At 66.8% G+C, this 12,171-nt stretch carries 9 protein-coding genes; 2 read left to right on the top strand and 7 right to left on the bottom strand.

Features of this window, described 5'->3' with window-relative positions:
* On the top strand, positions 1-2,663 hold a 2,663-nt coding region (locus tag FKP22_RS09095), incomplete at its 5' end, for a di-heme oxidoredictase family protein (protein ID WP_211361350.1).
* Positions 2,664-3,017: 354 nt separating this feature from the next.
* On the opposite strand, the gene FKP22_RS09090 is transcribed toward FKP22_RS09095, so the two are convergent.
* Both FKP22_RS09090 and pyrC read right to left on the bottom strand, forming a co-directional pair.
* Positions 3,018-6,305, bottom strand: a complete 3,288-nt coding sequence (locus tag FKP22_RS09090; RefSeq protein WP_170200820.1) for an amidohydrolase family protein — start codon at positions 6,303-6,305, stop codon at positions 3,018-3,020.
* A gap of 95 nt (positions 6,306-6,400) precedes the next feature.
* On the bottom strand, positions 6,401-7,477 hold the full coding sequence (gene pyrC / locus FKP22_RS09085) for a dihydroorotase (protein ID WP_141287141.1): 1,077 nt from the start codon (positions 7,475-7,477) through the stop codon (positions 6,401-6,403).
* Positions 7,478-7,696: 219 nt separating this feature from the next.
* On the opposite strand from pyrC, the gene FKP22_RS09080 reads away from it, so the two are divergent.
* The gene (locus FKP22_RS09080) at positions 7,697-8,002 is read left to right on the top strand and encodes a hypothetical protein (protein WP_141287139.1); all 306 of its coding nucleotides are present in this window, start codon (positions 7,697-7,699) and stop codon (positions 8,000-8,002) included.
* Between the two features lie 140 nt (positions 8,003-8,142).
* Here FKP22_RS09080 and FKP22_RS09075 read toward each other — a convergent pair whose 3' ends face one another.
* From FKP22_RS09075 to FKP22_RS09055, 5 genes are all read right to left on the bottom strand, one after another.
* Positions 8,143-8,877, bottom strand: coding sequence for an amino acid ABC transporter ATP-binding protein (locus FKP22_RS09075; RefSeq protein WP_141287137.1), 735 nt, complete (start codon positions 8,875-8,877; stop codon positions 8,143-8,145).
* Between the two features lie 9 nt (positions 8,878-8,886).
* Positions 8,887-9,552: an amino acid ABC transporter permease gene (locus FKP22_RS09070; RefSeq protein WP_141287135.1), complete on the bottom strand. Its 666-nt coding sequence runs from the start codon at positions 9,550-9,552 to the stop codon at positions 8,887-8,889.
* The gene (locus tag FKP22_RS09065) at positions 9,549-10,292 is read right to left on the bottom strand and encodes an amino acid ABC transporter permease (protein ID WP_141287133.1); all 744 of its coding nucleotides are present in this window, start codon (positions 10,290-10,292) and stop codon (positions 9,549-9,551) included. The genes FKP22_RS09070 and FKP22_RS09065 overlap by 4 nt, the downstream gene beginning before the upstream one ends.
* An 82-nt stretch (positions 10,293-10,374) precedes the next feature.
* Entirely contained in the window at positions 10,375-11,304 is a 930-nt protein-coding gene (locus FKP22_RS09060) for an amino acid ABC transporter substrate-binding protein (RefSeq protein ID WP_141287131.1), read from the bottom strand.
* Between the two features lie 50 nt (positions 11,305-11,354).
* Positions 11,355-12,171: transporter substrate-binding domain-containing protein (locus FKP22_RS09055; protein ID WP_141287129.1), on the bottom strand; the 817-nt coding region annotated here is incomplete at its 5' end.

Raw genomic sequence — 12,171 nt, 5'->3', positions numbered from 1 at the left:
GCTTTGACCTGAGCAAGCCTGGCGTGGCGGTGAACCCGGTGACCGCCACTTCTTCGGCGGTCGAAGGTGGCAACAGCGCGGCGCTGGCGATCGACGGCAGCATGACGACGCGCTGGTCCAGCGCGCAGGAGGATGCGGCCTGGATCCAGTTCGATTTCGGCGCCAAGACGCCGCTGGGCTACCTGAAACTGTCCTGGGAGAACGCCTACGGCAAGGAGTATGCAATCCAGGGCTCGGACGACGGCGTGACCTGGTACCAGATCCGCTACGTGATCGGCGGCAAGGGCGGCAACGAAGAGTTCTTCAACCTGAATGCCAACGTGCGCTACCTGCGCCTGCAGGGCGTGGCCCGCGGCACGCAGTACGGGTATTCGCTGTACGAGGTGAGCTTCATGTCCCCTGGCAGCGACAACTCGCTGCCGGTGCTGGCCACCTCGGCCGTGCTGTTCCCGGCCAACGGCGCGGCACTCGCCGCCCCGCCCGCCGCGCAGGCGCCGCTGGAGACGGTGCAGTTCACATTGGCCGACGGCACGCTGGTCACGCGCTTCGGCATGGTTGGCCGTTCGCGCCACGCCCGCGAGCGTGGCGAGGACTGGAACGAGATCGGCTACGGCGTCAACGACACGGTGGACGCCAACGGCAAGCCGCAGGACAAGGGCCCCGGCGCGCACCTGAACTTCGTTGCCAACTACTTCAAGAACCGCACCTGGGGCGTGGAGTTCATCGACAACAGCAAGGTGGTTGGCGTCACCAAGCCGACCATCGTCGTCAACCAGTACTACCAGGAAGCCCAGCGCGGCGGCGGCCATTCCTTCTTCCGCCGCTTCGACGACCCGGGCGTCACCGGCTATGGCTGGATGTCCCCCGGCGACCTGCTGGACGACACCACCTACACGGACGGCTTCAAGGACCTGACCTCCTGCCCGGTGATCGCCAAGCCACCGCAGAACGCGCTGGCCAAGCCGACCAGCGGCTACAACGGCGTGATCGGCGCCAACGACGGCTGCAGCGTGGTGCTGGACAACGTGCCCGGCCACAGCGACATCGCGGCGAATGCCAATGGTGTGATGGTCCCGAACGGCGTGAACGTTCCTTCGCGTGCGCTGAAGGTGGGCGATGCGATCGAGTTCACAGGCTCGTTCTTCTCCAGCCGCGCCGCGATGGACGCCGTGGGCGACAGCGGCGCCTACCGCTACTACACCAACGAGGTCACCTACGTGGTGGGCAGCGGGCTGCGGCCCTGGTACGGCATCCAGCCGCGGCTGATGAACGCGCCGCTGCCGGCCGAGGCACTGCAAGGCGGCATTGGCTCGATCTCGTATGACTACGCCGACAACGCCACGTTCATGTTCCAGCAGCCGAACAACCAGATCGGCATGCAGAACATGCAGCGCTTTGTCGAAGGCCGGCGCTGGATCCACACCAACATGTGGACCGGCGACCACACCGAAGCCGGCAACGACCGTAACGAAGCGGCCGTGCGCCTGCAGGGCCCACGCTTCAACCAGTCGACCTGCTTCGGCTGCCACATCAACAACGGCCGCAGCCTCGCACCCAGCGCGCTGAACCAGCGGCTGGACACGATGGCCGTGCGCACCGCGACGCTGGACGGCAACGGCAACCAGCTGCCGCACCCGACCTATGGCCTGAACGTGCAGATGAACGGCCGCTCGCTGAGCACCGGCCTGCCGCAGGACTGGGGCACCAGCGTGCGCGTGGCCGGCTTCGACACCAAAACCGTGACGCTGGCCGACGGCACCGCCGTGGAACTGAGCAAGCCCAGGGTCGCCTTCGACGGCCCGACGCCCAGCGTGTATTCGCTGCGCAGCGCACAGCCGATGATCGGCATGGGCCTGCTGGAAGCCATCACCGATGCCGAGATCCTTTCGCGCGTGCGCAGCACGCCGGACGAAGACGGCGTGAAGGGCGTGGCCAACTTCGTCTACGACCCCGAGACCAAGGCCGTGCGCGTGGGCCGCTACGGCTGGAAGGCCGCCAAGGTCAGCCTGCGCCACCAGGCCGCAGCCGCGGCACTGCAGGACATGTCAGTCACCTCGCCGGTCTACCCGAACCGCGACTGCCTGGCGGGCCCGGCGAACTGCACCACCGCCAAGGTCGAACCCGGCATCAGCGAAGACGCGCTGCAACTGCTCACCCGCTACCTCGGCCTGCTGGGCGTACCCGCGCAGCGCAGCCAGGCCAGCGGCTTCCCCAAGGGCGTCATGCCGCTGTCCTACCTGGACGTGAACCCGACGCAGGTGGCCGCCGGCGCCCAGCTGTTTGCCAGCACCCGCTGCGTGGCCTGCCACACCGCCGAGATCAAGACCGGCGGCCTCTCCGAACTGGCCGAGAACCGCAACCAGACCATCAAACCCTACACCGACATGCTGCTGCACGACATGGGCCCGGACCTGGCCGACAACCTGGTCGAAGGCCAGGCAACCGGCAGCCTGTGGCGCACCTCGGCGCTGTGGGGCGTGGGCTACACCGAGAAGGTGGCCGGCACCGCAGGCAAGGTCGGCTACCTGCATGACAGCCGCGCCCGCACGCTGACCGAGGCCATCCTGTGGCACGGCGGCGAAGCCACCAAGAGCCGCCAGCGCTTCGAGGCGCTGAGCAAGGACGACCGTGAGGCGATGCTGGTGTTCCTGAACTCGCTGTGATGACACAGCCTCATTGAGGCACCTCAGTTGCAACGGTCTTCGGGTCGCCTGTGACATCGCCCCGCCAGTTGCAGCGCTCCGGTGTGATCCGGAACCGCCGCCACTGGCGGGGCGATTGCTTCGGAGGTTCAGTGTTGGATGTTGGGCTTGCCGCAGCGCCGAGGTTGAGCGCGAATAAATGGGGTCAGAGTCAATTTATCTAGACAGGACCGTGCCCTTGATTTGAGGTATCTCAGGATAAATTGACTCTGACCCCATTTATTCGTGGCACCGCCGTGACTGGGCAAGCCTTGAACAGCCACCAAGTCAGGCGACTCCGGGCTGACATGCCCGGAGCGTTACCGCCCCCCGCCCTCAGTCCTGATCAGCCCCATGGCCCTGCAGCGTCACCGGCATCGCGGCCCCTTGCTGCCCGGCGAAGAACAGCGGGGCGCGAGCCTTCTGGCGCGGGGCGACTTCGTTCAGCGTCGCCGCGTCATAGAGCCGGCCGTTCTGCATGACCTGCGAAACGCGGTCGCTCTGCCGGATGTCGGCCACCGGGTTGCCGTCGATGATCACCAGGTCGGCCAGCTTGCCCACCTCCAGCGAGCCGATGTCGCGGTCCATGCCGAGGTAGCGCGCGGGGGTCAGCGTGGCGGCGCGAATGGCCTCCAGTGGCTGCATGCCGCCCAGCGCGAACATCCACATTTCCCAATGCGCGCCCAGGCCCTCGCGCTGGCCGTGCGCGCCAATTTGCACGCCCACGCCGGCGCGTGACAGCTCGGTCGCGGTGCGCGCAGCGCGGATCACGTTGTAGTCCTCGTCAGGCGCGGTCGGCCGGCGCACGCTGCGCGGCACCAGCACCGAGGGCGGCACGTAGCGCGTCAGCAGCGGGTGCTTCCAGACTTCCGTGCGGTCGTACCAGTAGTGCTCGCCGTCCAGCCCGCCGTAGGCAACGTTCAGCGTGGGCGTGTAGCCCACTGCCGTTTGCGACCAGAGCTGCTTGACATCGTCGTAGACAGCGTCCACCGGCACCGCGTGTTCGATGCCGGTGTGGCCGTCGATCACCATGCTCATGTTCATCTCGAACAGCGAGCCGCCTTCGGGCACCACCATCATCCGGGTCTGCCTCGCGGCCTCGATCACCTGCTGGCGCTGCTCGCGGCGGGGCTGCTGGTAGCTCTTCACGCTGATCGCGCCCTCGGCCTGCTGGCGCTTCAGGTGCGTCAGCGCATCGTCCAGGCTGTCGATCACCGCCGTCTGGTCCGCCTTGGCGCCGTAGAGGATGGTGCCGGTGGAGAAGATGCGCGGGCCGATGACCAGGCCGGCGCGCTGCAGCTCGGACTGGGTGAAGATCTCGCCGTTGTCGTTGGACGGGTCGTGAATGGTCGTGACGCCAAAGGCCAGCGACGCGAAGTTGACCCAGCTCTGCTGCGGGATCACGCCGCTTTCGCCCATGCCACCGTGCCAGTGCACATCGACCAGGCCGGGGATGACCGTCTTGCCATGCGCGTCGACCTGTTTCGCATCGGCCGGGATGCTGACCGCAGCGCGCGGGCCGACTGAGGCGATGCGGTTGCCTTCGACCAGCACCGTGCCGTCTTCGATCACCTCGTCGCCGCGCATCGTGACGATGCGCGCGCCGGTGATCGCGATGCGGCCGGCGGGTTTGTCGGCCGCCTGCGTGAAGCCGATCTTCTGGCCGTGCTCCGGCGGCTTGTAGCCTGGCTTGTCCTCGGTCCCTGGCGCAAATGCGGCACTCAGCGCGGTGGTGAACAACTCGTCGCCAATCGCCACATGCAGGCGCTGGCTGTCGCCGCTCCAGTGCATGTATTCGCCTGCGTTCACGTCCAGCTGCCGCACCGGCAGGCCATCCATCTTCGGGCCGATGCTGATGGGCTTGCCGGTCTGCGGCAGCGGCGCCACGTAGGCATGGAAGCGTTCGACAAAGCCAAGCCACTGGCCGTTGGGCGAGACGGCGAATTCGGACGCGAACTCGCTGTGCGCGACCTCCGTCTCCTGGCGATCCGCCAGGTTGAGGCGCATCAGCTTGTGCTGGGCGTCGACCTCGCTGGTGCTGACATCGCGCGTGAAGAAAAGCGTGTCGCTGCCAGCACCGAACTGCGGCGCTTCACCGTCTTTCACGATGCGCTGCGGCTTGCCGCGGCCGTCGGCATCGGTCAGGTAGATGCCGGTGTCCAGCGCATGCCACGGCGAGCTGAGGTAGCCGCCGCGTGCCTTGCTGTAGGCCACGCGCTTGCCGTCCGGCGAGAAGCGCGGCGCGAGGTAGTGGCCGGGCTCGGGCGTGAGCACGGTTTCCTGGCCGTTGGCCAGGTCCAGCGTGCGCACCTGGGCCAGCTGCGCGTCGGTCCAGCTGGTGAAGACCAGTTGCTTGCCGTCGCGCGAGAAGCTGGGGAAAAACTCGAAGCGCTCGTCCTGCTTCGTCAGCCGGCGTGGCACGCCATCCGGCAGGCGCTTTTCATAGAGGTGCCCCAAAGCGGAATAGACGACACGGCTGCCGTCCGGCGACACGTTGACCCACCGCAACTGATGCACCGCGAAACTGTCCGGCGCGACGGGCACCGGCTCGCGCCGCGCTTCGCGCACCTCGCGCGTGTCCTGCACGTGGAACGGGATCTCGGCCGCGCTGCCCTTGAACGGGTCCACGCGCCAGAGCCTGCCCTGGGCCCAGACGACGATCTGCTTCGCGTCATGCGTCCACGCAAACGCCGGGTACACGCCGTAGACCGACCAGGCTTCCTGCAGATCGCGGTCCAGGTGGGACCACGCGGCGCGCTCCTCGCCGGTGCGCAGGTTCTTCAGGAACAGCGTGCTCTGGTTGCGCACGCGGCGCACGAAGGCCAGCCACTGGCCGTCCGGCGAAGGCGTGGGGCGCACCGCGCCGCCGGGGCCGCGCACCAGCGTCTCGGTGCTGCCGTCGCGCAGGTCCTGGCGGTAGATGCGGAAGATGTCGCCGTTGGCGTCCTTGTTGTATTCGAAGCTGGTGCCGGGCGTGCTGTCCTGCGAGTAGTAGAGGAAGTTGCCGTCCGGCGACAGCGCGGGCTCACCGCGGTCCTTCTGCCAGTTCGGCTTCTCGTTGAGCTGCAGGCCTTTGCCGCCGTTCACGTGGTACAGCCAGATCTCGCCCGAGCCCAACGAGCGCGTGCCGGTGAAGTGCTTGCGCGCGGCGATGTACTGGCCGTTCGGGTGCCAGACGGGGCTGTTCAGCAGCCGGTAGTCTTCCTTGGTGATGGCGCGCGCACCACTGCCATCCAGGTTCATGACCCAGAGGTTGTCGCCGCCGCCCGCATCGCTCACGTAGGCGATCTGCTTGCCGTCCGGCGAGAAGCGCGCCTGCTGCTCCCAGGCCATGGAATGTGTCAGCGGTTTGGCCTCCCCACCGGCCACCGGCAGCAGGTAGAGGTCGCCCAGCAGGTCGAAGACCAGGGTCTGGCCGTCGGGGCTGATGTCCACGCTCATCCAGGTGCCGGTGCGCGTGTCCAGCTTGACCGTCTTGGCCGGGCCGGGCGGCTGGTTGACGTTCCAGGCGGGCGGTTTGTCGGCAGCCGGCGGCGTGTCTGCGCCCCAGGTCGGAAAAGCCAGGGCCAGCGAGACGAGCGGCGCCAGGGTGCGGGCGCGAGCAAAGCCGGGAAGCGGGTGCATGCTGCAGGGTTCCTGTGGCACGACCCGCCTTGTGGGCAGACCTGCCGGGTCCATGAAAAACGGCGCCCGAAAGCGCCGCTGGAAGGTCTTGGCGCTCAGTCGACCAGGCGCCAGGCGACGGTCTCGCCGCCGCGCAGCGGCTTGAGCTGCGCGTCGCCAAACGGGATGGCCTCAGGCAAGGTCCATGCCTCGCGGACCAGCGTCACCGTGTCGGTGTTCGGCGGCAGGCCGTAGAAGGCCGGGCCGTGCAGGCTGGCGAAGCCTTCGAGCTTGTCCAGCGCACCGGCGTTGTCGAAGGCCTCGGCGTAAAGCTCCAGCGCGCTCAGTGCCGTGAAGCAGCCGGCACCGCAGACCGAGGCTTCCTTCATCACCGAGGCGTGCGGCGCGCTGTCGGTGCCGAGGAAAAAGCGGTCCGAGCCGGAGGTGGCCGCTGCGACCAGGGCCTGGCGGTGCACTTCGCGCTTGAGCACCGGCAGGCAGTAGTAATGCGGGCGCAGGCCGCCGAGGAAGATGGCGTTGCGGTTGTAGAGCAGGTGGTGCGCGGTGAAGGTGCCGGCCGTGTACTGGCCGGCCTGGGCCACGTATTCGGCCCCTTCCTTGGTCGTGAGGTGTTCCATCACGATCTTCAGCTCGGGGAAGTCCTGGCGCAGCGGCTTCATCACGCGCTCGACGAACACCGCCTCGCGGTCGAACAGGTCCACCTCGGGGTCCGTCACTTCCCCGTGCACCAGCAGCAGCAGGCCTTCGCGCTGCATCGCCTCCAGCGTCCTGTAGGACTTGCGCAGGTCGGTCACACCGGCGTCGCTGTTGGTGGTGGCGCCAGCCGGATAAAGCTTGAGCGCGACCACGCCGGCGGCCTTGGCCTTGGCAATCTCTTCCGGGGGCGTGTTGTCGGTCAGGTAGAGCGACATCAGCGGCTGGAAATCCCGCCCTGCGGGCACGGCGCCGAGGATGCGCTCGCGGTAGGCCGCTGCCTGCGCGGCCGTGGTCACCGGCGGGCGCAGGTTGGGCATGATCAGCGCGCGGCCCATCTGGCGCGCGCTGGCCGGCACCACGCCGTGCATGGGCGCGCCGTCGCGCACGTGCAGGTGCCAGTCGTCCGGGCGGATCAGGGTGAGGCGGTCCACGGCGGCGGGCGTGGTGGAAGCAGGGGAAATCGCGGCAGCAGTCATGCGGCGGATTCTCCCACCGGGGCGATGGCCGCTCCGCCGCGAAACCAATCCCCAAGCGTAGGACAAACCGCACGCGCGCGTGCGCTGCACGCTGGCATCAAGGACATCTGTTGCGCCGCATGATCAACCCCATTGCGACCCCTCCCAAGAATGTTCACGATGCCCTCGTGGACCGCCTGCGGTCGCGGCGGTCACGGGGTTTGTCTTCAGGAGCGCGCCATGTCTGAAATTGCTGTCCAGAAACAGATCTTCCCCAGCCCGCTGGCGGCCGAACGCCGCGACAGCGCCCGCCGACACATCGCGCGGCCCTTGCAGCTGCCTTCGGCCACCGCGCCCGGCATCAGCGAAGCCTCGTGCTGCGTGCCCGAGCAGGCCACGCCGGGACTGGTGGCCCTGCCCACCGGCCGGCTGGTCTGGTGGACCGGCCGGGTGGCCATCGGCCTGCGCTACCAGCCGCTAGCACGTTCGGTGGACACCGAGGTCAGCCAGTCCGCGGAGTGGATCCAGTCCCTCCTGCTGCATTGAGCACCCGGTCTCAGGCGTACCTGATCCCACCCGCCGGGCGGGCTGCGTCTCCGGCTCCGACAAAAAGGGCCGGCGCTCCCTTGACGGAGGCGCCGGCCCGGTCCTGCCCGTGAATCTCGGGCTGGCAGCTCACTGCCTGTTCAATGCTGCAGGATTTTCGACAGGAAATCCTTGGCGCGTGGGGAGCGTTCATCGGCATTGCCGAAGAAGGAATCCTTGTTGCAGTCCTCGATGATCTTGCCGGCGTCCATGAAGATCACGCGGTTGCTGACCTTCTTGGCGAAACCCATTTCGTGGGTCACGCACATCATCGTCATGCCCTCTTCGGCCAGCTTGACCATCACGTCCAGCACTTCGCCGACCATTTCCGGGTCCAGCGCCGAGGTGGGTTCGTCGAACAGCATCACCATCGGGTCCATGGACAGCGCGCGGGCAATCGCCACGCGCTGCTGCTGACCACCGGAGAGCTGGCCGGGGAACTTGTCCTTGTGGGCGCTCAGGCCCACGCGTTCCAGCATCTTCAGGCCGCGGACGATGGCGTCGTCCTTGCTGCGGCCCAGTACCTTGATCTGCGCCAGCGTCAGGTTCTCGGTCACCGAGAGGTGCGGGAACAGCTCGAAATGCTGGAACACCATGCCCACGCGGCTGCGCAGCTTGGGCAGGTTGGTCTTGGGGTCCGACAGGCTGATGCCATCGACCACGATGTCGCCCTTCTGGAACGGCTCCAGCGCGTTCACCGTCTTGATCAGCGTGGACTTGCCGGAACCCGATGGGCCGCAGACCACCACCACCTCGCCCTTCTTGATCGTCGTCGTGCAGTCCGTCAGCACCTGGAAGCTGCCGTACCACTTGGAGATGTTCTTGATGTCGATCACAGCATGTCCTTATCTGATGATGGCGATTTTCTTCTGCAGGCGACGCACCAGCATCGACAGGCTGAAGCAGATGACGAAGTAGACAACCGCGGCGACCAGGTAGGTCTCGACCGGGCGGTTGAAGTTCTTGCCGGCCACCTCGAAGCCCTTGAGCAGGTCATAGGCGCCGATGGCATAGACCAGCGAGGTGTCCTGGAACAGCACGATGGTCTGGGTCAGCAGCACCGGCAACATGTTGCGGAAGGCCTGCGGCAGCACCACCAGCTTCATGGTCTGCGCATAGGTCATGCCGACCGCGTAGCCAGCGTACTGCTGGCCGCGCGGCACGCTCTGGATGCCGGCCCGCATGATCTCCGAGTAGTAGGCTGCCTCGAACACCGAGAAGGTGATGATGGCCGACAACTCGGCGCCCATCGGGCGGCCGATCAGCAGCGGGATCAGCAGGAAGAACCACAGGATCACCATCACCAGCGGGACGGAGCGCAGCGTGTCCACGTAGATCGTGGCCGGCCACACCAGCCACGGCTTGCCGGACAGGCGCATCAGCGCCAGCAGCGTGCCCAGTGCGATGCCGCAGATCATCGCGACCAGCGTCAGCTGGATCGAGAAGAAAAAACCCTTGGCAATGAAGCTGGAGACGATCTGCCAGCTGAGGAAGGAAAAATCGAGATTCATCGCCCACCCCCCGCGACACCCGGCACACGGATCCAGCCTTCGATCAGTTTGGCGATCCGGTTGATGGCAAAGGCGGACACGAAGTACAGCCCGGTCACCGCGAGGTAGACCTCGATGCCGCGCGAGGTTTCCTCCTGCGCCTGCATCGCGAACTGGGTCAGTTCGGCCACGCTCACCGCGAAGGCCACCGACGAGTTCTTCACGATGTTCATGCTCTCGCTGGTGAGCGGCGGGATGACGATGCGGAAGGCCATCGGCAGGATCACGTAGCGGTAGGTCTGCGGCAGCGTCAGGCCCATCGCCAGGCCGGCGTAGCGCTGGCCCTTGGGCAGGCTCTGGATGCCGGCACGCACCTGTTCGGCCACGCGCGCCGAGGTGAAGAAGCCCAGGCCCACGACCACCAGCAGGAAGCTGGGCACCGCACGCAGCGGCGGCACCAGCGTGGGCAGCACGTGGTACCAGAGGAAGATCTGCACCAGCAGCGGAATGTTGCGGAACAGCTCGGTCCAGGCATTGCCGAAGGCCACCAGCGCCTTGCTCGGCGTGGTGCGCAGAATGCCCATCAGCGAGCCGACCAGCAGCGCCACGATCAGCGCCAGCAGCGAGACGCTCAGCGTCCAGCCCCAGGCCGACAGCAGCCAGTCCAGGTAGGTGACGTCGCCCTTGGCGCCGAAGCACCGCGGGGCCACCTGTTGCTCAATGGTGTCCTTGCAGAACACCTCCCAATCCCAAGTCGCCATTGCGAACTTCCCTCCTGGCTGGCCTTGATGAGTCATGAAGGGCGCCGCCGCTCAGCGACGGCGCCTCCGCATGAAGCGCAGATCACTTCTTCGCGTACTCTTCCATCGGCTTGTCGTTCGGGTTCGCCCAGGCCGCCTTGGTGGCTTCAGACAGCGGCAGGCCAACCTTGGTATTGGCCGGCGGGATGGGCTGCAGGAACCACTTGTCGTAGAGCTTGGCGATGTCGCCGGACTTCATCATCGCCTTGATGCTGTCGTCCACGGCCTTCTTGAAGGCCGGGTCGTCCTTGCGGATCATGATCGCGATCGGCTCGACCGACAGCACTTCGCCGACGATCTTGAAGTCGGCCGGGTTCTTGGCCTTGGAGATGTTGCCGGCCAGGATCTGGCCGTCCATCACGAACGCATCGGCGCGGCCGGATTCCAGCAGCAGGAAGCTGTCGGCGTGGTCCTTGCCGAAGAGCTCCTTGAAGTCCACGCCGGTGGCGCGCTCGTGCTTGCGCAGCGTCTGCACCGAGGTGGTGCCGGTGGTGGTCGCAATCGTCTTGCCAGCCAGTTGGGCAATGCCAGTGATGCCGGAGCTGGCCTTCACCGCGATGCGCACTTCTTCGACGTAGGTCGTGACGGCGAAGGCCACGTCCTTCTGGCGGGTCGCGTTGTTGGTGGTGGAGCCGCACTCGATGTCCACGGTGCCGTTCTGGACCAGCGGAATGCGGTTCTGCGAAGTGACCGGCTGGTACTTCACGGCCAGCGAGCTCAGGCCCAGCTGCTTGCGCACGTCACTCAGCACCTTCTCACAGATCTCGATGTGGTAGCCGACGTACTTGCCGTCACCCAGGGTGTACGACAGCGCGCCGGACGACTCGCGCACGCCCATCGTGACGCTGCCGCTGTCCTTGATCTTCTTCAGCGTGTCGGTGGCCTGGGCATGCACGCTGCCCACCACGGCGGACAGGGCAGCCGCAGCCAGCAATGCACGGCGGGTCGAAGGGGAAGCAAGTTTGGTGAACATCAAGGACTCCATCATGGTCAGGAAACGAAAAAAGGAAACGCGGGCCAGCCTCAGGGGAGCGGCTGGTCACCGGGTTGGCGGTAAAGCTTGAGCAGAGACTCGGAGGGCGGCCAGTTCAGGTTCTGGCCGCGCGGCGGAATGGGCCGCTGGAACCAGCGGGTGTAGATCTTCAAGGCCTCGCCGCTGGTCAGCAAGCGGGTCAACGCGCGGTCCACGACGGCCTTCAGCGCCGGGTCGTCGCGCCGCATCATGCAGCCGTAGACCTCGGAGGACATCGGCGTGCCGGTGACGATCCAGTCCTCGGGTTGTCGGGCCTTGGCGCGCTCGCCGTAGAGCAGCGCGTCGTCCAGCATCAGCGCCTCGACCTGGCCTTGCTCCAGCGCCTGGAAGGCGTCGTCGTGGTCGCGCGCGGTGACGATCTGGATGCGGCTGCCGCGGGACTCGTTGTAGGTGCGCAGCAGCCGGTCCGAGGTGGTGCCGGAGGTGACGACAACCTTGCGGCCGGCCAGGTCGGCAAAGTCCTGGATGGCAGCGCCGCGCTTGACCAGCAACCGCGTGCTGATGACGAAGATGGAGGTGGAAAACGCCACCAGCCGGCCGCGCTCGGCCGTGTTCGAGGTCGAGCCGCATTCCAGGTCCACGGTGCCGTTCTGCACCAGCGCCAGGCGGTTCTGCGAGGTGACGGGCACCAGCTTGAGCGTCAGCGCCGGCAGCCTCAGCTCGGCCTTGATCGCATCGGCCACCTTCAGCATCAGGTCCTGCGAGTAGCCGACCACCTGGCGCTTGCCGTCGTAATACGAAAACGGCACCGAGGACTCTCGGTGGCCCAGGTTGATGGTGCCGGTTTCGGCAATGCGCGCCAGCGTG

Origin of the sequence: Ideonella azotifigens (genome assembly GCF_006519715.1) — a bacterium.
GTDB lineage: Bacteria > Pseudomonadota > Gammaproteobacteria > Burkholderiales > Burkholderiaceae_C > Ideonella > Ideonella azotifigens.
The sequence above is the reverse complement of the archived record's forward strand: the minus strand, read 5'-3'. Positions and strand labels throughout refer to the sequence as shown.